The organism is Actinomadura sp. NBRC 104412, from assembly GCF_030269515.1.
Lineage (GTDB): Bacteria > Actinomycetota > Actinomycetes > Streptosporangiales > Streptosporangiaceae > Spirillospora.
Map to the genome: position 1 here is coordinate 1 of NZ_BSTM01000054.1, position 21,439 is coordinate 21,439.

The window sequence follows — 21,439 nt, forward strand, 5'->3', positions numbered from 1 at the left end:
CCGGCGCCGTTGGGGCCGAGCATGCCCAGCACCGTTCCTGTCTGGGCGGTGAAGGACACCCCTGCCAGCGCCTGGGTGTCCCCGAAGCGCTTCACCAGGCCATCGGCCTGGATGGCGTAGGTCATGTCACCTCCCGCGCGATGGGCGAGGGCCGCGGCGGGCCGGCCCGGCGGACGCCGTTCGGAGAGGCCGCCGGGCCTTCGCCGAGCCGGTACGCGGTCACTGCTCGCCGAACTTTCGGTTGTCGCCCATCTGGGTCAGCGCCGCCCCGGGCATGGCCCCGGCGAACGCGGGGCACTTGGCCGCGTCGGGCGGCAGGGTCGACGGATCGACCCCGGCCGCGACCTCCTCCCGTCCCGGCCCGATCCGTTCGGCCGCCGAGCGGAGCTCGTCCAGCGAGAACCCGTACAGGTCGGCCGCGTTCCCGGCGAGCATGGACGCCGCCTCGTCGGCGGGCACGCCCGCGAAGGCGAAGCGGATCGCCTCCTTGGAGTAGGGGAAGCTGGCCTCGACATGGGGGTAGTCGCTGCCCCACATGATCTTGTCGACGCCGACGAGCCCTCGCTTGGCGGTCTCGCTCGGGTGCAGGAAGCTCGCCCCCACGTAGCACTGCCGCTGCCAGTACTCGCTGGGGCGCAGGGACAACTGATCGATCACATGGGACCCGCGGTAGGTCACGTCCTCGCCGGCCAGCCCGGTGGAGGTGCGCGCCGAGTCGAAGAAGCGGTCCATGGACTTGAGCAGGGCCGGGATCCAGCCGACCCCCACCTCGGTGAACACGACCTTGAGCTCCGGGTACCGTTCGAGCACGCCGCCCAGGATGAGGTGGCGCAGCGTCCGCTGGTCCCACCACTTCATGTCCATGAGGAAGAACATGTCGTCCTCCGGCCGGTCGCCCGTCCTCGGGCCGGAGCCGCCGCTGTGGCAGTTGATCGGGATGCCCAGCTCGACGCAGGTCTCCCACAAGGGGCCGTAGTAGTCGTGATAGTAGAGCGGCGGAAGACCCGATCCCGGGGGCGCGCCCGGAAGCAGCACCCCGCCGCGCAACCCCGAATCGACGGCCGCGCGGATGTCGTCGATCGCCGCGTCGATGTCGTGCAACATGACCTGGATCACGGCCGCCCGGCGTCCCTTCGCCATCGAGCAGAAGTCCGCCGCCCAGCGGTTGTGCGCCTGCAATCCCGCCCGTCGGCGGCACAGCTCCTCCGTGTTCCGCACGGCGGCCTGGCCGCTCGCCAAAGAGGAGGTGGAGAAGAACGGCGGAACGGTGTTGGGGTAGAGCACCTCCGCCACGATTCCATCGTTCTCGAGGTCCTTCAGCCGGCGATCGGAATCCCAGTTGCGGGAACCGTCCTCGCCTTTCATGTCCTCATAGGGGATCTCGTAGGTCGCCGCCCAGCGGTCGAACTCCTCCAGATAGGACGACTCCAGATAATCCCTGTATCCGGTGAGCGGCGCACCGCCATGGCAGTCCACCGAGATCACGATGTGACGGTCCGCTGAGACCATGAGCGAATCCTTCCAAACGGAGAGATGGGGCGGCGGAATGAACACCGCCGCCCCACTGAGCGAACCTCAGATCAGATCCGCGCGTACGAGAAGCTGAGCGAGTGCTCCAGCTCGTCCGGCTCGTCCAGCTCCTGGACCTCCGGAGCCTCGACCTGTGCTTCCGCCGGCTCGGACAGGGTCCACGACTGGTCGGAGATAACCAGGTTGCGCATGTGATTTCACCCCCTTTCCTTGTCGAACGAACAGGGACATCGATGTCGGCTCGTCAGACCGACGAGCCGAAATGAGGGGTCGCGTCCGCGACCACGAAGTCCATATGGGCGCCGGTGATGCCCTCGCCGAAACCGATGTGCACCGGTCCCGCGCCCTCGTTGAGTTGCGAATTGAACGCCCAGTCCACGTGCGGCAGGACGTGCTGGTTGGTCCCGAGACCGAGCTCGGTGGCGTGCAGCCCGTACGCGGGGTTCGTCACCTCGAGGAGCGCGTCGGTGAAGTCCTCCCCGTCCGCGCGCAGGTCGGTGAGCACGCCGCCCTTGAGCCGCAGGATGATCGGCGCGCGTTTGCCGAGCTCCCGGCGGAGATCGTGGGCGGCCCGGATCCGGGCGTCGCCGGCCTCGTCGAACCGCGGGTCCCGGGCGACCAGGACGCCTGCCGCCGCGACGGTGCCGTCGATGGTGAAGGGACGCGGGCGGTCCGGCGAGGGCCGGGTGGTGAGGGCGACCTCGCAGTAGCTCCCCACGCTGACCCACTGCCCGGTGGCGATCGCCGGCGAGGGCCAGGCGTCGATGGTGAGGTTGTCGGCGAGCTTGCAGACGAACCGGGATCCGGGTTCCCCCGCCGAGCACGGGCCGTTCGAGACGAAGGTGACCGGGTCGGTCCGGCTCCCGAGGTCGTCGATCCACGTGCGGGTGCGCTCGCACGCGGCCCGGTAATCCGTCATAAGCGTGAGCCGCAGCGTGTAAAGGGCGGTGTCGAGTTCGGGATCGAAACTGGAGATCGGGACGAGCAGTACCCTGGCCCTGCGGAAACGCTTGCGGATCTCCCTGCTGAGCAATGTGTTCCGCAGGAAGAGGACCACGTTGGCCCCGTCATCGAGTTCGTCGGCCTCGGCCAGCGGGACGCCGGTCAGCCCGTATCGGGACGCCGCCTCAAGAAGTGAATCGTCGTCGCCCACCGCAAAGATTTCTCCGCTCGGAAAGATATCGCGGAGTCCCGCGGTCGAGACCGTGGCGGTGTCGTCGTGCCCGCTGCTGGACATATGATCCCTCTTTCGCCCGTCTCGCAATCCGATTCATGTCCAGTTACCAAGGCAATAATGCGCACCACCCCGAAGGGTGTCAAGACCAATCCGGCAAACAGGTTCGGGGTTCTGGAGAAGTGCAGTTCGGTCGGTTCGCGGTCCATCAAAATATATAGTCACCGGGCATTCTCCCTGGTCGGACCGAATGTTTTGGGTGCGCGTCGGGCCGTGGACTAATCCAGAATTAGTACACGCCTTACAGCGAAATCTGCAGTGCCGGGTACCCCGTTGTCGGCCCCGTTCGGGTGCTGGTCAGGACAGAAGGACAACCGGGGGAGGGGCCGGCCGGACCCGGGCGTCGCACGGCCCCGCCGGCCTGGACCTGCGGGGCCGTGCGGTGGAGGACGTCCATGGCGCGGCACAGCCTCCTGGCGTCGAACGGTGCCTGCGCTGGGCGGGTCGTACGGCACCCGGCGGCTACCGGGCGCGTGGGCTGCTCAACCTCGCGGGTCAGGCCAGCGGCGGACACGGTATGGCAGCCACCAGAGGTAAGGGCCGATGTCCGCGACGAGCCGATGCGCGCGGAACGCGCTCGCGACGGCCGGGGGGACCGAGTCGAGCGGGGCTCCCCGGTCGAGGACCCTGACGGCGTCGAGGTCGGTCTGGCGGCTGAAGGTGAGCCGGCGTTTGCCGGTCGTCCGGGAGTCACTGATCTGAATGAATCCGGGGCCCTTCCGGTAGGACAGGCTCCCGAAGCGGTACGCCATCCGCCATCGGCGGGCGGCGTCACCATCGCCTTGCACGCCATCGCCGTGCAGGACATCGCCTTGGACGACGGCGGAGGGGGGGTAGAGGTGCTGGAAGAGGGAGACCGGGAAGTCGTCCTCACACCTCAGCGTCCAGTGCGCCCACAGGCCGATCCTGGTGAGCTCCCGGATGAGCGAGAGCTGTTCCAGGGCGAGGCCGTGATCGGCGCCCCTCCGGATGTCGACGTCGTCGGCGAGGTCGACCCTGCGAGCGCCCTGCTCGCTGAACCGGAGGGCGGAGGCGGCGGGCGCTCCCTCCTCGGCCTCGGCGTCGCCGAGGAACATCTCCGGGATCTCCCAGGCCGCTTCCGTGTAGTCCCGCCAGAGCGTGACCCTGATGTTCGACATGGGACCTCCTCCTCAGCGCTGCGCGACCAGTCGCGACGCCTGCGGCGCGGTGCTCGCGGCCCGCTGGTGGACGGTCGATCTGGTCCGTTCGAGCTCGCGGTTGACCGCCACGGCCGCGACCTGGATGAAGTGGTCGTTGTCGGTGAAGACGATGCCGAGGCCGCGCCAGTCCGCGAGGATCCGGGAGACGGCCTCTTCGGAGCAGGCTTCCTCGGCGAACTCGGCCGAGAGCTTGCGGGACAGCACGGGAATGCTGCGTGGGTCGTCCAGCAGGCGGAACAGCGCGCGTTCCACCGGATCGTCGATGACGAGCGTCGACCAGGAGAAGTGCGGCCGCGTGTTGACGAGGACGATGCTCTCGCCCAGGTCGTGATAGGTGAGACGGCTTTCGGCCGCCGCCCGGTGCCAGTCGGCGACGGCGTCTCGCAGCCGGTCGGCGACATCCTCGCCGATCCCCGCCGGCCGCGCGTCGAAGATGTAGGTGAGGTCGTAGCACTCGCTTTCCGGCAGGTCGTAGATCAGCCGGTGTGAACGGGCGGGCCGCAGGTCCGGGAATCCCAGGTCGGGCTGGTTGAAGTACGGGCTGAACCGTTCGATCGCGATTCGGCTGGCGCCCATGGGCGGCGCGAGATGGTGCAGTGCCGGTAGTTGTTCGATGACGCTCGTGTAGTCGGCGGGCGTCTCCCCTGGGAACCCGTAGAGGTAGTTCCAGTAGACCTTGATGCCCAGCGGGTCGGCGTCCCTGATGACGCGCACGTTCTGGCAGCCCGTCACTCCCTTGTCCATCAGTTTCAGGACACGGCTGCTCAGGTTCTCGATGCCCGGCTGGATCGTGACGATGCCCGCGTCGGCGAGGGCCTGGAGTTGGTGCCGCCGCAGGTTCGACTTCACCTCGCAGGTGAGGCGCAGGTCGTAGTCCGCCTCGGCCAGCCGCGGCAGGAGCGAGGTGATGTAGGACATGTCCAGGATGTTGTCGACCACGTAGAGATCGAGGACCCGGTGGCGTTCGACGAGCTCCATGATCTCGTCGTAGAACCGTCCGGGACTCTTGCTGCGGAACTCCATGAAGGAGCCGTTGAGACCGCAGAACGTGCAATGGTGCTTGGCGCCCCACCAGCATCCTCGCGCGCCTTCCACGACGAGGACCGGTTCGACCCAGGAGCGCGCCACCGACGTCGACCACCGCTGGAAGTACTCGTCATAGTCGGGCGGCACCAGCACACCGGGCGGGAGAGGCTTCTCCTCCATGGCGTTGGCCACGGAGGTGCCGTCCGCCCGCCGCCAGCACAGACCCGGGATGTCCGCGAAGTCCCCGTTGCCGCGTAGCGCCTCGATCAGCGCCGGAAAGCTCAGCTCACCCTCCCCGCGGACGACGTGGTCGACGTAGGGGAAGTTGCGGTGAACGGCGGCTCCCTGAGGGCCGTCGCAGTTGGCGCCGCCGAACACCGTCACGATGTGCGGGGCGAGGCGCTTGATGTGCCGGGCCGCGGCCAGCGAGGCCACGTTCTGCTGGAAGGTGGAGGTGAACCCGACGACGTCGGGCTCCATCGCGACGATGCGCTCGGCGAAGGTCCGGACGAACTCGTCGCTCAGCGCACGCAGCCTGAGCATCAGGTCGACCCGTTCCCCGGGGAACTCGGCACGCGCCTTCTGCTCGAACTCCTCGGCGTGACGTTCCTTCTCGTGCAGCGCGGAGGCGAACACCCACTCCCCGCAGCTCTCGAAATGGGTGTCGGTGGCGAAGAACTTGTAGTCCCGCAAGGTCAGCGGGCATCGCTCGCGGAGCCAGTCGGCATAGTCGAGGTGCCCGTAGACGGTGCGGACCTCCACCCCTTCGAGCCGGGTCCGCGCGATCCGGGTGAGGATTCCCAGGGCGATGGGGGGCATGTCGATCGATGCCCATGGCATCGAGACCAGGAGAATACGCATGATCACCTTTATCGTTCGCAGGGGCGAGGGCATCGACGGGGAACGGACCCGGAGCCGCCCGGCCTCTCCCGCCGCGCCCGCCGGGCGGAGCCATCTCCTTTATCGCTTTCAACGCCGATGCATGCGATGCTCGGTATTCCGGCGTGAACTGTCAAGAGAGATCAAATGCCCATGCCCGGGTCAAGAGGGATTCGGGATGTTCCGGCAATGCGGCGTGCGGCGCTCCGGGCATTGTCATTCGCCCAGGTCAAAGGGCATGGAATCCGCCCGATGGCGGTGCCGGGCAGTTCTTGTTGAGTACTCGCCGTCGGTCGAACTGAGTACATCGGGGTGAATACTTCTGGCGACCCGGAGCTATTACCGCGGCATCCGCGGCTCACCGCCGGCCGTCGCCCTGGTCCCGCCCCGAGTTCTTCCCGTCGCCCTTCTCGCCGTTCTTCGCGTCGACCTTCTCGCCGCTCTTCTCGTCGCTCTTCGCGTCGTCGTCCTCGTCGTCATCGTCGGGCGAGAGCGTCACCCAGATCGGGAAGATCACCCAGACCGACAGCATGACCGTCATGGACCTGATCCATGGCCAGAGGTCCCCGGTGCGGTCGGGGTCGTCGATGGCCACGATGATCGCGAGCAGCAGCCCGCAGGTGATGACCCATGTCAGGCACGCCTTGCCGAACTGGCGCCACTCGTAGCGCACGGCGGCCTTGCCGGTCTTGGGCGGCCGGCGCGGAGGAGGCCCACCGGCCCAGCGGTGCGCGAACCGGGCATCGGCCCACCGGACCGTGCTCGGCCCGAACACCACGGAGAACCCGATGTACACGGCCGCGAGCCCGTGCTCGGCCCCGGCCGTCGCCCCCGCGCGCAGATCGAGATAGGAGGCGATGAGGAGAATAAGATCGATGAGCGGAACACCCGCGAGCAGCGCCGCGCCGAGCTGCCGCCGGCCGAGCAGATAACGTGCCACGAGCCCGGCGCCGAGGACGACCCAGAAGCCGATGTCACAGGCCACGATGACGGCGAAGATCATGCCTTTGCGTCCACTTTCCGTATCGGTGGGTCAGTTCCGCGTCATGGCGTCCGGCCCGCACCCGATGGAGACGTACGAGAGCGGCTGGTGATGGGTGTCCTCCCGCCGGTATCAATCCCCATGGTGCTTTGTACGGCGACGTCGCGCGCATCTTAATGTCGGCGTGCCGCATTTTATGCTGGTAGATCTTCGATGGGGCGTCAAGCTCCCCCCGGGGACCCCGACGGCGTTCCCGCGTACAGAGGAAGTATGACGATCCCCGGAAATGATTATTGAACGACCGCCGGCCGGCCGAGAACAATCTCAATGACCTGGGACGGCGACGGTCCCGAGTGCCGTGCGGTGCCGGCTCATCCGCAAGTCCCCGCATCATCCACAGCGTCACGACACCAGGAGGAAGAGCGTGCCTGCACACGTTGGCGAAGCGGCCGAGAGCACTCCCTTCCTGATCATTTCCTCCGACACCCATGCCGGGCTGCGGGCCGACCAGTACCGGGATTTCCTGGAGTCCAGGTACCACCCGCACCTGGACCGCCACGTGGAACTGCTGAAGGCCACCGCCCGCGTGCGCGAGAAGATGCACGACCAGGAGTTCGTCAGCGAGTGGCACGCGGAGAACGACGAGGGCCTGCGGGGTGGCTGGGACGCCGCGCGCAGGGATCGGGAGCTGGACCGGGACGGCGTCACCGGCGAGGTGATCTTCCCGGACGCCGATGGCGAGTCGGGCACCACGGCGGTGCCCTTCGGCGCGGGCATCGGCATGTCCGGCGCGGACTACGATCCCGAGCTCGCGCTCGCCGGCGCCCGTGCGCACAACAGGTGGCTGGCCGACCTCTGCCGGCAGAGCCCCGCGCGGCGGCGCGGCGTGATCGTCGCCCCCATCGTCGGGAACGTCGAGGGCGCGGTGGCCGAGATCCGCCGTGCCCACGCGGACGGCCTGCGCGGCGGCATCATGATCCCCTCCCTGTGGGGGCACGGGAACCGTCCCTACCACGACGGGGAATACGACAAGGTCTGGGCCGTCTGCGAGGAACTGGGCCTTCCCGTCCAGACCCACGCCGGCGCGGCCCCCAGCGCGGACCTCGGCCGACATCTGGGGCTGTACGCCACCGAGGTCTTCTGGTGGTCGGCGCGTCCCATGTGGTTCTTCATCTGGAGCGGCGTCTTCGAGCGGTTCCCGCGGCTGCGTTTCGGCGTGCAGGAGTGCGGTCTGTGGTGGGTCGCGAACCTGCTCTGGCAGATGGACGTGGCGTTCGACCGCCGGCATGGCACGAAGAAGCTGGCCGGTTTCGGCGAGCACATGAAGCGGCGGCCGAGCGAGTACTTCGACACCAACTGCTTCGTGGGCGGCTCCACGGCCCTGCGCAAGGAGCTGGCCGACCGCCATCAGATCGGCGTGGGCAACATCCTGTGGGGCAACGACTTCCCGCACCCGGAAGGTACGTGGCCGTACACCCGGGAATGGCTCACGCACATGTTCGCCGATGTTCCGGTGGACGAGACCCGGGTGATACTCGGCGAGGCGGCCGTGGAGATCTTCGGTTTCGACCGCGAGGAACTGATGCCGATCGCACGGCGCATCGGCCCGCGTCCCTCCGACATCGGGCAGGGCGAGGCGTCCCAGCGGACCACGGCCCATCGGATCCCCGAACCACGGGGCCGCCACTGGCTCGACGAGCCCGATGTGCCCCAGATCAGCAGATCCGCCTGAGTCAACGGCCGGGCAAGACCCCTGGGTGTCGCTCGACACGCCTGCGCCCGCGAACCACGCCCCGCGGCACGCGACGGCCGCTCACGGCCGCTCGCGTGCCCCGGTCCTGAAAACCCGCTTGCTAATGTTGGAAATTGCCGATGTTGTCAGTTGGGTCGGCGCGTCGCAATCTGGCGTCAGGGTGAGCGGAAGGGGATCGAGCACGGTGAGCGCGCCGCTGTACCAGCTGAAAGCGGAGTTCTTCAAGACACTGGGGCATCCGGCCCGGATCCGGGTCCTGGAGTTGCTCAGTGAGCGGGACCACGCGGTGGCCGAGATGCTGCCCGAGGTGGGGATCGAGCCGGCTCATCTGTCCCAGCAACTGGCGGTGCTGCGCCGTGCGGGACTGGTGGTCTACCGCAAGGAGGGCTCCACGGTCATCTACTCGCTGACCAGCCCGCGCGTGGCCGAGCTGCTGGCCGTCGCCCGGGAGATCCTGTCGGGGGTGCTCTCCGTGCAGGCGGAGCTGCTGGACGATCTGCGGGCCGCCGGCACCGCCGAGGGGTCCGGCCGCTCCTGAGCCCGTCGCCGGTGGGACCCGTCCTTCCGGTGTGCCACGAGTTGCTAATGTTGGCAATTGCGCAGGATGCTAGTCCTTCCTGCGGGCTGGCGCCGTGGGCGCGATTCTCACGTTGAGGGGCATGGTGAAACGTCTGCTGCGCAAGATCCGTGAGACGGGCCGGGTCGCGGAGCCGCCGCCCCAGCGCCACGAGGGCGTACCCCCGGCCAACGTCCGGGAGCTCGGCGGTTCGGTGCAGGTCCGGCACGTGGACGCGGGGTCGTGCAACGGCTGCGAAGTGGAGATCGCGTCGGCGTTCGGCCCGGTCTACGACGCCGAGCGTTACGGGGTGCGGCTGGTGGCCTCGCCGAGGCATGCCGATGCGCTGCTGGTGACCGGGCCGGTGACCCGCAACATGCAGGTGGCGTTGCGCCGTACGTATGAGGCCGTCCCCGAGCCGAAGGTCGTCGTGGCCTTGGGGGACTGCGCCCGGAACTGCGGGGCGTTCGCCGGCGCGTACGGCGTGGTCGGCGCCGTGGGTGACGTGGTGCCGGTGGACGCCGAGGTGCCCGGGTGCCCTCCGGAGCCGGAGGCGATCGTGGCCACGTTGCGAGCGCTTTCCGGCCGATGAGCCTTACGGGTGGGGCGCTGTCCGCTGGGCTTGGGGCAAGTCTGGTCGCCGCCGGGGCGGGGACGCTGCTGCCGCGAAAGGCCCGCCGTGCGGGGACGGCGCTGGGGACAGGTGCCGCAGGGGCGGCGGGCGTGGTCGCAGGCGTGGCGGCGCTGACCGGGCACTCCTGGGAGGCCAGGGTGCCGGATCTGCTGCCGCTGGCCGGGGTCTGGTTGGCGGTCGATCCGCTCAGCGGGGTCTTCCTCGCGGTCACGGGTGCGGTGGCGGTGTGCGTCGCCGTGTACGGAGTGGGCTACGCCCGTCCCGGGTCCGACGGCCAGGGTTTGGACGGCCGGATCACCCAGGCGATGGTCCCGTTGTTCGTGGCGGCGATGCTGCTGGTGCCTGCGGCGGCCAGTGTGAGCACGTTCCTGGTCGCGTGGGAGTTGATGGCGCTGACCTCGCTGCTGCTGGTCGTGGCCGAGCATCGGCGGCGCGCGGCGGTGGCCGAGGCCGGGCTGTGGTACGCGGTCATGACGCACCTGGGCCTGGTGGTCATCCTGGCCGGTCTGGCCGGGTTCGCGGCGGCGGCGGACGGGGAGACGTTCGCGCGGCTGCGCGTGGCATCCGAGGGCTTGTCTTCGCCGGTGCGCGACGCGGTGTTCGTCGTGACCTTCGTCGGTTTCGCGTCCAAGGCGGGCATCGTGCCGCTGCACGTGTGGCTGCCGCGCGCCCACCCCGAGGCGCCGAGCCACGTGTCGGCGCTGATGAGCGCGGCGATGGTCAACCTGGGCGTGTACGGGATCGTGCGGGTGGGGTTCGACCTGCTGGGCGGCGGCCCCGTCTGGTGGTGGCTGGTGGTGCTCGGGGCGGGCGCGGTGTCGGCGTTGTACGGGATCTTGCAGGCGGCGGTGGCCACCGATCTCAAGCGCCTGCTGGCGTACTCGACCTGCGAGAACATGGGGCTGGTGCTGGTGGGGGTCGGCGCCTGCGGCTTCTTCGCCGCCTCGGGCGCGCGTCCGCTGGCGGCACTGGCGATGACCGCCGCGTTGCTGCACCTGGTCAACCACGCGGGGTTCAAGACGCTGCTCTTCCTGGCGGCGGGTTCGGTGCTGCACGCCACCGGGACCCGGGACCTGGACGCGCTGGGCGGGCTGCGGTCGCCGATGCCGGCCACCACCGCGCTGTTCGGCATCGGGGCGCTGATGGCCTCGGCGCTGCCGCTGGGCAGCGGGTTCGTGAGCGAGTGGCTGCTGGTGCAGAGCCTGATCCACGCGCTGCCCTCGGGCGGCACGATCGCGGCGGTCGTGATGCCGCTGGCCGTGGCGGTGGTGGCGCTGTCGGCGGGCCTGGCGATCGCCACGTTCGTCAAGGCGTTCGGTGTGGGCTTCCTGGCCCGGCCGCGCACACGTGAGGCCGGGCAGGCCCACGAAAGCCCCGTGACGATGGTGACGGGGATGGCCATCGCGGCCGTGTGCTGCCTGGCGCTTGCGCTGGCCCCAGGCTGGGCGGCGTCGGGTCTCTCCCGCGCGATCGCGGTGGCGGCGCCGGGGCCGGAGGCGGTGACCGGCGCGGCGACACTGCGCTTGGCGGGTCTGGCGAGCACCATGTCCCCGATCATCATCGCGGCCGCGCTGCTGATCGCGGTGGTCGGGCTGGTCGCCCTGCTGCGCGCGGTCGCGTCGCGGCGGGCGCGGCGGCGCGCACGCCTGTGGGATTGCGGTGCCGGACCGATGTCGGCGCGGATGGAGTACACCGCGACCTCGTTCGCCGAACCGCTACAGCGGGTGTTCGACGACGTGCTGGCGCCCGAGACCGACCTGGACGTCACGCCGCGCGCCGAGTCGGCGTACCTGGTGGAGCGCGTGACCTACCAGGCGCGGGTGGGCGACCGGATCGAACACCGGCTGTATCGGCCGGTGCTGGCCGCGGTGGCGTGGACCGGGCGGGCGGCACGCCCGCTGGCCAACGGCAGTGTGCACCGCTACCTCGGGTACGGGTTCTCCGCGTTCACCGGTGTGCTGATCGTGCTGACGGTGCTGCGGTGAGCACGATGGTCGCGGGTACGGTGGCGGCGGCCGCCCAGGTGGCACTGGTCGGTGCCGGGGCGCCGCTGCTGGTGGGCGTGATGCGGCAGGTGCGTGCCCGCCTGGAAGGACGTGCCGGGGCCGGTGTCCTCCAGCCGTGGCGGGACCTGCGCAAGCTCCTGCGCAAGGAACCGATCACCCCGGACGGCACGGGCCCGATCTTCCGGATCACGCCGCTGGTGCTGGCGGGCACGGCCCTGGTGATCGCGGCCGTGATGCCGATCGCCACCACGGCGTCGCCGCTGGACGGCGCCGCGGACCTGTTCGCGGTGACCGCCCTGCTGGCGCTGGGCACGGTCGCGCTCGCGCTGGCCGGGCTGGACACCGGCACCGCCTTCGGCGGGATGGGGGCCAGCCGCGAGATGACGGTGATGGCGCTGGTCGAGCCCACCATCCTCGTATCGATCTTCGCGTTGTCGGTACGGGTCGGCTCCACCAACCTCGGCGCCATCGTCACCTCCACGCTGCACGACCCGCAGAGCGTGGTCTCCCCGGTGAGCGTGCTGGCCGCGGTCGCGCTGGCGGTGGTGGCCATCGCCGAGACCGGGCGGATCCCGGTGGACAACCCGTCCACGCACCTCGAACTGACGATGATCCACGAGGCGATGGTCCTGGAGTACTCCGGCCCGGACCTGGCACTGGTGGAGTGGGCGTCGGCGATGCGCCTGACGATCCTGCTCGGCCTGGTCGCCAACCTGTTCGCGCCCTGGGGGATCGCCGGCGCGTCCCTGGCGATGCTGCCCATCGCGCTCGCGGCCTTCGCCGCCAAGGTCGCGCTGCTCGGCGGGGCGCTCGCCGCCGGTGAGGTGTTCATGGCCAAGCTCCGCATGTTCCGCGTGCCCGAGCTGCTCGCCGGCTCCTTCGTGCTGGCGCTGCTGGCGGTCGCCGCGTCCTACTTCCTGGCGGCCCCGTGAACCACACCCTGTACGTGCAACTGCTGGACCTGGCCTGCGGGGCGTTCCTCCTCACCGGGGTGCTGGTGCTGTGGCGGCGCGACCTGGCCGCGATCGTACGGCTGTTCGCCGCCCAGGGCGTGGCCCTCGCCTGCCTGGTCGCCGTGCTCGGCGTCGAGGAGGGCGACTCGGAGGTGATCGGCCTCGCGGCGGGCATCGGGCTGCTGCGCGCGGTCGCGCTGCCCTGGCTGCTGCGTCGCGCCATGGGCGCCGGGGGCGCGGTCCGGGAGACCGATCCCCGGGTGAACGTGGCGGCCTCGCTGGTGATCGCCGCCCTGCTGGCCCTGCTCGCCTACGCCGTGACCCGCCCGGTGGTGAGCCTGGCCCCCTCGCCCGCGGTGCAGGCGGTGCCGGTCGCCCTGACCGTGGTGCTGATCGGCTTCTTCGTGCTGGTCACCAGGCGGCGCGCCCTGTCGCAGGTCGTGGGGTTCCTGCTGGTGGACAACGGCATCACGGCGGTGGCGTTCCTGACCACCTCGGGAGTGCCGCTCATCGTCGAGCTCGGCGTCTCTCTGGACGTGCTGCTGGCCGTGCTCGTGCTCCAGGTGCTGACCGCCCGGATCCGCGCCGCGTTCGGCGACACCGACCTGGACGACCTGCGGGAGTTGCGGGACTGATGACGCTGCTGTTGATCGCCCCGGTCGGGGCGCCGGCGCTGGCGGCCGGTGCGTACGCCGCCCTGGGGTGGCGGCGCGCCACGGCCTGGCTGGGCACCGTCGCGGCCGCCGCACTGCTGGCCGCCGCCGTGACGCTGGCCATCCGCGCCATGGACGCGCCGGTCACCGGCCTGGGCGGGCTGCTGCGGGCGGACGCCCTCAGCGCGTTCATGCTGATCGTGATCGGCGCGGTCGCGCTGCCGGCGATGCTCGCGAGCCCCGGCTACCTGGACGCCGAGCACGCCGCCGGGCACGGCACCGCACGGGACATGCGTCGCTACGGTCTGCTCACGCAGGGGTTCGTCGCCGCGATGGCGTTGGCGGTGCTCGCCTCCGGGCTGGGCGTCCTGTGGATCGCGATCGAGGCCACCACGATCCTGACCGCGTTCCTGGTCGGCTACCACCGCACGCGCAACGCCACCGAGGCCGCCTGGAAGTACGTGGTGATCTGCTCCACCGGCATCGCGCTGGCGTTCCTGGGCATCGTCCTGCTGCACTTCGCCGCCCGGCACGCGCACGTCCCGTCCTCGGGCGCGCTGGACTGGATGCGGCTTTCCGTACACGCCGGGCGACTGGACCCGGACGTGACGCGCCTCGCCGCCGCCCTGCTGATCCTCGGCTTCGGCACCAAGGCGGGCCTCGCGCCCCTGCACGCCTGGCTGCCCGACGCGCACAGCCAGGCCCCCGCACCCGTGTCCGCGCTGATGTCCGGCGTCCTTCTGCCGGTCGCCTTCTACGCCGTCCTGCGCGTCAAGATGATCGCCGACGCCGCGCTCGGCACGGGTCCCGCGCGGACGCTGCTGCTGATCCTCGCGTTGGCCTCGCTCGCCATCGCCACCGTGCTCCTACTGGCCCAGCGCGACTTCAAGCGGATGCTCGCCTACTCCAGCATCGAGCACATGGGCCTGCTCGCCCTGGGCGCCGCGATCGGGTCACGCCTCGCCGTGATGGCCGTGCTCCTGCACATCCTCGGGCATGGCCTGGCCAAGTCGGTCGCCTTCCTGGCGTCCGGGCACATCCACCAGGCCGTCGGCAGCAGCCGGATCGACGCCGTGCGCGGTCTCGCCGCCCGCTCCCCGGTCGTGGCCTGCGGGTTCGGCACGGCCGTGATCGCGTTGCTCGGCTTCCCGCCGTTCGGCCCGTTCGCCAGCGAACTCGGCGTCTTCCGCGCCGGTTTCGCGGCCGGGCTCGGCTGGGCCGTCGCCACCGCGCTGGTCCTGCTCCTGGTCATCACCGCCGCCCTCGCCGCCCGGACGGGCATGATGCTGCTCGGCACCCCGCGGACCGGCCCCGGCGCCGCCGCCTTCCCCCTCCGCCCGTCCAGAACGGGGACGGCGGCCCTCGTCCTGGGGCTCCTGGGCTGCGCCGCGATCGGAATCGGCCTCGGCCCGCTGCACGACCTTCTGGACCAGGCCGCCGCCGTCCTGGGAGCACACCGATGAGCCCAACCGACGCCGCCGCCGTGCCCCGGCCGGAACGTACCAGCGCCGAGGTCGACGCCGCCGCGCTGCCGGAACAGGCGGCCGCCCTGCTGGGCGACGGCGCCCGCCTGGCCCTTGTGGCGGCGCACCAGGATCCCGGCGGCCTGCGCGTGGTGTACCTGTTCACCCGCACCGGGCCGGACCGCCGCACCGAACTGCACGTCCGCCTGGACGCCGCCGATCCGGTCCTGCCCAGCCTGGCCGGCATCAGCTTCCCGGCAGGCCGCTTCGAACGCGAGATGCACGACCTGTACGGCATCGTCCCGCAGGATCATCCGCTCCCGCGCCGCCTCGTCCGCCACCACCACTGGCCCCGCGGCTGGTACCCGATGCGGGACGACGCCGGGCCGCCACCGCGGTTCGGCGACCCGGAGGGGCCCTACCCGTTCGTCCAGGTCGAAGGCACGGGCGTGTACGAGATCCCGGTCGGTCCCGTGCACGCCGGGCTCATCGAACCTGGCCATTTCCGCTTCTCCGTCGTCGGCGAAAGCATCCTCAAGCTCAAGGCCCGCCTGTGGTTCGTCCACAAAGGCATCGAGAAGCTCTTCCAGGGACGGCTCCCCGCCGATGCCGTGCCGCTCGCCGAGCGCGTCAGCGGCGACACCACCGTCGGCCACACCCTGGCCTTCTGCCTGGCCGTCGAAGAGGCCGCCGACGTACGGGTCGCGCCCGAGGCGCAACGCGCGCGGGCGATACTGCTGGAACTCGAACGCCTCTACAACCACGTCACCGATCTGGGCGCGCTGTGCAACGACGTGGGCCACTCGATTCTCAACGCCCAGTTCGGCCGTGTCCGCGAGCGGCTGCTCCGCCTCAACGCCCAGGTCACCGGGCATCGGCTGCTGCGCGGCGGCGTCCACCTCGGCGGCGCCGTCCTGCGCGCCCTCCCCGACCCCGCGACGCTGGGCGCCGTCGAGGCCGACATCGCCGAGATCGTCGAACTGGCGCTCGGCCACACCGTGGTCGCCGACCGCTTCACCGGCACCGCGCCGCTGAGCACCCAGGCGGCACGCGACCTGGGCGCCCTCGGCTACGTCGCCCGCGCCAGCGGACTGGACGCCGACGCACGCCGCGACCATCCCTTCGCCGACCTGCGGGCGGCACCGGCCGTACCGACCGCCGACACCGGCGACGTGCTGGCCCGCTTCCAGATCCGCGCCCGCGAGATCACCGCCTCCATCGCGTTCATCAACGACCTGACCGGCGACCTCGGCCCGAGCATCCACCGGCAACCGCTCGCCCCACCACCCGTCCCGCCGGTCGGCCCGGCCTCCGGTGTCGGCATCGTCGAGGGCTGGCGCGGCACCATCGTCCACCGCGTCGAACTCGCCCCCGACGGCACCCTCACCCGCACCAAGATCGTTGACCCCTCGTTCTTCAACTGGCCCGCCCTGCCGATCGCCCTGACCGGCGCGATCGTCCCCGACTTTCCCCTGGTCAACAAGAGCTTCAACCTCTCCTACGCCGGCAACGACCTGTGACGTGACGCAGCCTGCGACCAGCGGGGATGGTCCGCCACTCCAGGAAAACCTCGGGCGGTTCTCCCCGCGCGAGCGGGAGTGTTCCGTCAGACGCGATGATCAGGTTTCCCGGAGACGCGTTCTCCCCGCGCGAGCGAGGGTGGTCCGTACGGCGACGGCACCGCCGAGGCCCTGCGGCAGTTCCCCCCCGCGCGAGCGGGGGTTGGTCCGAATCCCACGGTCCAGGTGATCGGCATTGGCGGGTTTTCCCCGCGCGAGCGGAAGCGGTCCGGTCGTCAGCGTCCGGGATCCACCGCGCCCGGAGTTCTCCCGCGCGAGCGGGGTGGTCCGGTCAACTTCGGCCAGTTCGATGCTGCGGACCTGTTCTCCCCGCGCGTGCGGGGATGGTCCCCAGCATGCCGTGTTTGAAGCTAATTCGTATCGCTGCTCCCCGCGCACGCGGGGGTGGTCCGGCGCCTTCTCCGGAACCGGCGCACTCCCCAGGATTCTCCCCGCGCGAGCGCGGGTGGTCCGCACACATCGCGTCCGGCGTTCCTGCGGGCCTGGTTCTCCCTGCGCGAGCGCGGGTGGTCCGCTCGTGCAGCCAGCCTACCGGGGCATGGAGCAGTTCTCCCCGCGCGAGCGGGGGTTGGTCCGCTGCGCTGAAACATCCAGCTCAGCCCAGGCCATTCTCCCCGCGCGAGCGGGATGGTCCCGGCGACCCGGACCGGCCCGACAGCAGGCCTTCCTGCCCGCGCACGCGGGGATGGGGGTTTCCGCGAGCCGGGCTCATATAAGGGTTGTGTGGCGGCATGAGCCGCCTACCTGTTTCCGGCCGGTGGTCTTCGGACCGCATCCCCGCCTCTGCCGATCGCCGCCGCTCATGACGGGGAGTGTTTCCGGATTTTTAGCAATTGCTCGGCATCGACATGGAAGCCGTGGCCGCGAAGGCACGGCGCATCGTCGAGCGACCCGCGGAACTCAACGAGCGGTTGTCCGGGCTTGTCGGGCAGGACGGCCGCGGCTCTGATTCTCGGGATTGCGCGAACTCCACATCGATTCACGGGCGATGCGGATGGGGTCGGAGGAACTCGCGGAGACCATCCAGCGGCTCACCCGGGAGGCCGTGGCGGATCTGGAGCGGCAGTAGGCCAAGCTGCACCGCGTTCCTGCCTGTGTGCTCGGTGCGTCCGTCCTGTGTCGGCGTTTACGGCTCCGTGATCGTGTGCAAGGTCAACAGGAGTTCGGAGGCGGTCACCGCATCCAGTTCGCCGAAGGTCGCCCCGTTGATTTTTACGGCCATGAGCGTCTGTGTTTCGGTGCGGCCCGGGTTCCACGCCGGGATGCCCGGGCTGATCTCGATGGTGAGCGTCGGGCCTTGGGGCACCGTGAAGGTGAGGCTCGGTTGCATGCCTCTTTCCTCCGCGGCGCCGCGGACCCATCCCTGGCGTTCCAAGCCCAGCGCCTTGCCCGGCGGGACGGTGCGCCCTTCGAACCGCTTCAACTCGCGGGCGTCGCGCTCGTCTTCGCCGAAGGCGTAGATGGGACGGCCGAGCTGCGGGAACGGCTGCAGGATCTCGTAGTCGGCGAACGTGTCGGCCCAGAGCCCCAGGTCGTCGCCCAGGTGCACCGGATGGGCGATCCGCACGGTTCCGGAGGCCCAAAGCGTCAGGGCCTCGTCGTCACGGTCGGCCGGCGTGCGGTCCTCGGCGAGCCGGAACACCGTTGTCGGGCCGTCGCCGTCGCTGTGCGACCAGACCAGACGCCGCGTGATGTGCCACATGAGCGGGTGGTGGACGAGTAGATCGTGAAATTCACCGATGTCCCAGTGCCGCCCTTGCACCATGGCAGCCTCCATGCGCCGGATCTGCTCCCCGGCCAGCGCGCGGACGTCCTTCTTCAACCCGGCGAACGTGCGGTAGGAGGCGGGCGCGAGTTCGGGGTCGTCCTTGGCACCCGGCTTGGGAAGCGTTTTGCGCAGCGCGCCGTTCTCGTCGAACACCTGCGGTGTGAGCTGCTCATCGAAGCCGACCCGGAAGCGGCGCGGCCCGTAGTCGAGGGTCATGCCGCCGTCGGCGTCCAGGCCGAAGTCGGGGACGAGACGGTCGGCGAGCTGCTCCGACGTCAGCCCGCGGTCCAGTGCGAGTTGCTCGAGCAGTTTGCGCGCCCGCTTCTTGACGCCCTTGGTCTTGGCCTTTGTGGTGACCATGCTGAGCTGCATCAGTGCGACGTCGGATTCCATCGAGGCGAGCACCGTCAGCGCGTTCAGTGCCGGTTTGTGGCCGTCGTAGAAGGTCGCGGCCCGGGCCATGGCGCCGAGCCGGCGCGCCGTCTCCGCGTCACCGGTCCAGCGGAGCTGCGACAGCGGCCAGCCGTTGTCCTCCACTTCGGTGGAGTTCCGCCATCGGTCGTAAAGCGCCCAGCCCCACTCGGCCAGCGAGCCGGGATCGCACGCCTCCAGCGCCGTCCGGAACGGCGCGGCCGGTGCGCGGCGCGGGCCCGTTTTGGACAACGCGACGATCAGCCGGGCGGTCGCCTCCGCCGGCAGGGCCCGATCACGGCCGCGGAGGAGCAGTTGCGGCAGGAACGCAGGCGCCGCCCAGGCCGGCGGGTCCTGCACAGGCCCGGAAGCCAACGCCTTGGGCAGGTCGCTCACCGCGGCCTCGGGCACCAAGGCGCCTCCCGCCGCGTCGATGGCCGAGCGGATCTCAACGGGAAGGTCCCCGGTATCCAGCTCGGGCCAGGTGCGCAGATGCTCACTGAGCAGTATGGCCACCGACCGAACCCGCTTGGAGTCACCTACGGCGAGCGGTGCCAGCAGGCGCAGCGCACGCCTTGGAAAACGATTCATCATCGTCGCCAGGACGGACCGGACGTCGGGCTGGTCGAACCGCTCGACCACGAGCCCGAACGCCTCGTCGGTGGGAATCACGGCGAGCCCGTCGATGTACGCCTTGCGAACCTTCACCTCGGACTCGGCGTCAAGGCTTTCCGCCAGGACGGGTGCTATGGCCGGGCCGACGCCCTCGATCATCGTGGCTACCGTCCCCGGCAGGAACCCGAAATCACTCTCCCAAGGCTCGTAGGGAGGGCACAGGTGGAGATCCCCGATCTGATCGGTGGCCCCGACCGCGCACCACATCAGCCTCGTGGCGTGGCTCGATGACACGCGCAGCCGCAGGCATTCCTGCACCCAGTCATGCCGCGTCGGGACCAGATAGGACACCACGAGCTTCTGCATCGGGCTCTTGCGATGGTTCGCGAGGGTTTCCACGGCCTCCGCGTAGTCGTTCTCGCGGGCGGCGGCGAGGAGAGCGCGCATCCGGTGACCGGGAGTGCCCAGCGCCCAGTCCGCGCGCTCGGCGTAGTACTCGCGATCGCGGCCGTACTGGAGCATGTACCGGTCGTGCAATGCCAGGGCGGTGACCTGGTCGACTTCCGCGGACGCGCGGGCGGCGAAGGCGAGGCCGTGCTCGATGACCCACGCGTCGATCCAGTCGTCGCGGGACGCGAGCCGTCGCTTCTCGCTGCGGATGACCGACGCCTCGATCTGCGCGATCGCGGCCGCGCCCTTGGGATCGGGCTTACCCTGCAAGTAGGCCCAAGCCGCCGTGAGAAGTTCCGCGTCGACGTCCCGTGAGGTGCCGCGCGTGAGGGCACTGAGGACCCGGTCGATGTCGCGCCGGACCGCGTCCAACCTCTGCCGGAGCCGCTCGGGCGCGGACGGGTCGAGAACGACCTCACGCGCCGGCGCCAACCCGCCGCGACGAGGATGGATCTCCGCGCGCCACGACTTTGGAATCACCAGCACGTCTTCATCGGGGAGTCGATCGCTCATGCCGGCACCCTAGAACCCGCCTCCGACAGTCGCCGGAGGCTGTCGGCGCTGTCCCAGGCGAAGATGAGCGGAATGTTGGCCGGAAGCCGTCCGTGGCGATGTCTGTCGGGCGCGCCAGGTCGTGGGTTGGTGGTTTCCAGGTCACCGCCGGGTTCAGGACCTCCATGATCTCATTGGGGCGTACGGTCGCTCTTCGGGTCATCGCGCCCGGGTTCAAGAAGCATTCGTCCGGAGTGGCACGCACGGCCGCCCACCACCCACCCTTTATAAGGACCCGCCTTCCGCAAGGTGATGCGGGAGCCCCGTCACACGAGGGCTTTCGTCACGACTCCTTCGACCACGATGCCGTGCGAGTCGGAGATGCCGACGCAAGGGAGAGAGGATGCACGGGAAGGTTCTAGGGCTTCCGGGCCACTGCTCCGTAAACGTCGACCGGCTCGGGCTGGCCGAAGACGGTGGCTTCGACACGCCATTGCGATAGCGACGCCAGGCCGGGTTCGACCATCTCCAGTCCCTCGAAGTAGCCGGCGATCATCGCTGGGCTGCGGAGAATGTAGGGGACGGCGCCACTCTGGTTGTAGCTGTCGGTGGCCGCGCTGTAGACGGGATTGGTGTCGGTGCCGTCGTTGAGTGCCAGATAGCTCCCCGAGCAGACCGCGGCCATCAGCTCCCCCACGATCGAGCGGGCCTCATCGTAGTCGCCGACGTGTCCCAGGATGCCCATCAGCATGACCGCGATGGGCCGGTCGAAGTCCAGTGTTTCGGCTGCGCCTTCCACGATCGTGCCCGGGTTGTGGACGTCCGCGTGCAGGTACCGGGTCACGCCCTCGGGGGTGCTGGTCAGCAGTGCCCTGGCATGTGCCAGGACCAGCGGGTCGTTATCGACGTACACGATGCGGGCCGCTGGGTTCACCCGCTGGGCGATCTGATGGGTGTTGTCCATGGTGGGCAGGCCGGTACCGATGTCCAGGAACTGGTCGATGCCGGCTTCCCCTGCCAGGTACCGGACCGCGCGACCGATGAAGGCGCGCGAGGCCCGGGCGATGTCGACGATTCCCGGGAACACCTCACAGAACTGGTCACCGGCCTCGCGGTCGACGGCGTAGTTGTCCTTGCCGCCCAGCCAGTAGTTCCAGACCCGTGCTGACTGCGGATACTGCGTGTTGATCGAGTCGGTGTCGTGGCCGGGGGCTTCTTCGGTCATGGCGTTGGCCGTTCGCTTTCGTTCGGGTGCTGGCGATCATCCCTACTT

At 70.0% G+C, this 21,439-nt stretch carries 16 protein-coding genes; 8 read left to right on the plus strand and 8 right to left on the minus strand.

Annotation, left to right across the window (positions count from 1 at the left end; translation table 11 throughout):
- Positions 1-219 precede the first annotated feature (219 nt).
- From QSK21_RS34815 to QSK21_RS34840, 6 genes are all read right to left on the minus strand, one after another.
- Positions 220-1,509: an amidohydrolase family protein gene (locus QSK21_RS34815; protein WP_285701995.1), complete on the minus strand. Its 1,290-nt coding sequence runs from the start codon at positions 1,507-1,509 to the stop codon at positions 220-222.
- Positions 1,510-1,580: 71 nt separating this feature from the next.
- A complete protein-coding gene (locus QSK21_RS34820; protein WP_285701997.1) occupies positions 1,581-1,721 on the minus strand; it encodes a hypothetical protein in 141 nt (46 codons plus the stop codon).
- Between the two features lie 53 nt (positions 1,722-1,774).
- Positions 1,775-2,767: a CgnE/CgnB domain-containing protein gene (locus tag QSK21_RS34825; RefSeq protein ID WP_502871628.1), complete on the minus strand. Its 993-nt coding sequence runs from the start codon at positions 2,765-2,767 to the stop codon at positions 1,775-1,777.
- A 479-nt stretch (positions 2,768-3,246) separates the two neighbouring features.
- Positions 3,247-3,903: a DUF5825 family protein gene (locus tag QSK21_RS34830; protein ID WP_285702000.1), complete on the minus strand. Its 657-nt coding sequence runs from the start codon at positions 3,901-3,903 to the stop codon at positions 3,247-3,249.
- Between the two features lie 12 nt (positions 3,904-3,915).
- Positions 3,916-5,865, minus strand: a complete 1,950-nt coding sequence (locus QSK21_RS34835; protein ID WP_352231374.1) for a RiPP maturation radical SAM C-methyltransferase — start codon at positions 5,863-5,865, stop codon at positions 3,916-3,918.
- A 343-nt stretch (positions 5,866-6,208) separates the two neighbouring features.
- Complete coding sequence (locus tag QSK21_RS34840) at positions 6,209-6,853, minus strand: hypothetical protein (protein WP_285702003.1); 645 nt, start codon at positions 6,851-6,853, stop codon at positions 6,209-6,211.
- Between the two features lie 403 nt (positions 6,854-7,256).
- On the opposite strand from QSK21_RS34840, the gene QSK21_RS34845 reads away from it, so the two are divergent.
- The 8 genes from QSK21_RS34845 (at position 7,257) to QSK21_RS34880 (ending at position 16,370) form a co-directional block, all read left to right on the plus strand.
- A complete protein-coding gene (locus tag QSK21_RS34845) occupies positions 7,257-8,564 on the plus strand; it encodes an amidohydrolase family protein (RefSeq protein WP_285702004.1) in 1,308 nt (435 codons plus the stop codon).
- A gap of 205 nt (positions 8,565-8,769) precedes the next feature.
- Entirely contained in the window at positions 8,770-9,123 is a 354-nt protein-coding gene (locus tag QSK21_RS34850; protein WP_285702006.1) for an ArsR/SmtB family transcription factor, read from the plus strand.
- Positions 9,124-9,244: 121 nt separating this feature from the next.
- Positions 9,245-9,733: an NADH-quinone oxidoreductase subunit B family protein gene (locus QSK21_RS34855; protein WP_285702008.1), complete on the plus strand. Its 489-nt coding sequence runs from the start codon at positions 9,245-9,247 to the stop codon at positions 9,731-9,733.
- 131 nt (positions 9,734-9,864) lie between these two features.
- Positions 9,865-11,760, plus strand: coding sequence for a proton-conducting transporter transmembrane domain-containing protein (locus tag QSK21_RS34860; protein WP_285702010.1), 1,896 nt, complete (start codon positions 9,865-9,867; stop codon positions 11,758-11,760).
- A 5-nt stretch (positions 11,761-11,765) separates the two neighbouring features.
- Entirely contained in the window at positions 11,766-12,713 is a 948-nt protein-coding gene (locus QSK21_RS34865) for a respiratory chain complex I subunit 1 family protein (protein ID WP_285702029.1), read from the plus strand.
- Positions 12,710-13,369: a hypothetical protein gene (locus QSK21_RS34870; RefSeq protein ID WP_285702012.1), complete on the plus strand. Its 660-nt coding sequence runs from the start codon at positions 12,710-12,712 to the stop codon at positions 13,367-13,369. Before QSK21_RS34865 ends, QSK21_RS34870 begins: the two co-directional genes overlap by 4 nt.
- Positions 13,369-14,850, plus strand: coding sequence for a proton-conducting transporter transmembrane domain-containing protein (locus QSK21_RS34875; protein WP_285702014.1), 1,482 nt, complete (start codon positions 13,369-13,371; stop codon positions 14,848-14,850). Before QSK21_RS34870 ends, QSK21_RS34875 begins: the two co-directional genes overlap by 1 nt.
- Complete coding sequence (locus QSK21_RS34880; protein ID WP_285702016.1) at positions 14,847-16,370, plus strand: hydrogenase large subunit; 1,524 nt, start codon at positions 14,847-14,849, stop codon at positions 16,368-16,370. Before QSK21_RS34875 ends, QSK21_RS34880 begins: the two co-directional genes overlap by 4 nt.
- A gap of 1,186 nt (positions 16,371-17,556) precedes the next feature.
- Here QSK21_RS34880 and QSK21_RS34885 read toward each other — a convergent pair.
- Positions 17,557-20,187 (minus strand): DUF4132 domain-containing protein, encoded by a 2,631-nt coding sequence (locus QSK21_RS34885; RefSeq protein ID WP_285702017.1) that lies wholly within the window; start codon positions 20,185-20,187, stop codon positions 17,557-17,559.
- Between the two features lie 397 nt (positions 20,188-20,584).
- Positions 20,585-21,391 (minus strand): SAM-dependent methyltransferase, encoded by an 807-nt coding sequence (locus tag QSK21_RS34890; RefSeq protein ID WP_285702019.1) that lies wholly within the window; start codon positions 21,389-21,391, stop codon positions 20,585-20,587.
- Positions 21,392-21,439: the final 48 nt, after the last annotated feature.

Excerpts from the sequence above, each read along its gene's own strand:
- QSK21_RS34815 (WP_285701995.1), bottom strand. The coding sequence starts at position 1,509 with ATGGTCTCAGCGGACCGTCACATCGTGATCTCGGTGGACTGCCATGGC.
- QSK21_RS34820 (WP_285701997.1), bottom strand. The coding sequence starts at position 1,721 with ATGCGCAACCTGGTTATCTCCGACCAGTCGTGGACCCTGTCCGAGCCG.
- QSK21_RS34825 (WP_502871628.1), bottom strand. The coding sequence starts at position 2,767 with ATGTCCAGCAGCGGGCACGACGACACCGCCACGGTCTCGACCGCGGGA.
- QSK21_RS34830 (WP_285702000.1), bottom strand. The coding sequence starts at position 3,903 with ATGTCGAACATCAGGGTCACGCTCTGGCGGGACTACACGGAAGCGGCC.
- QSK21_RS34835 (WP_352231374.1), bottom strand. The coding sequence starts at position 5,865 with ATGCCCTCGCCCCTGCGAACGATAAAGGTGATCATGCGTATTCTCCTG.
- QSK21_RS34840 (WP_285702003.1), bottom strand. The coding sequence starts at position 6,853 with ATGATCTTCGCCGTCATCGTGGCCTGTGACATCGGCTTCTGGGTCGTC.
- QSK21_RS34855 (WP_285702008.1), top strand. The coding sequence starts at position 9,245 with ATGGTGAAACGTCTGCTGCGCAAGATCCGTGAGACGGGCCGGGTCGCG.
- QSK21_RS34865 (WP_285702029.1), top strand. The coding sequence starts at position 11,766 with ATGGTCGCGGGTACGGTGGCGGCGGCCGCCCAGGTGGCACTGGTCGGT.
- QSK21_RS34875 (WP_285702014.1), top strand. The coding sequence starts at position 13,369 with ATGACGCTGCTGTTGATCGCCCCGGTCGGGGCGCCGGCGCTGGCGGCC.
- QSK21_RS34880 (WP_285702016.1), top strand. The coding sequence starts at position 14,847 with ATGAGCCCAACCGACGCCGCCGCCGTGCCCCGGCCGGAACGTACCAGC.
- QSK21_RS34885 (WP_285702017.1), bottom strand. The coding sequence starts at position 20,187 with ATGAGCGATCGACTCCCCGATGAAGACGTGCTGGTGATTCCAAAGTCG.
- QSK21_RS34890 (WP_285702019.1), bottom strand. The coding sequence starts at position 21,391 with ATGACCGAAGAAGCCCCCGGCCACGACACCGACTCGATCAACACGCAG.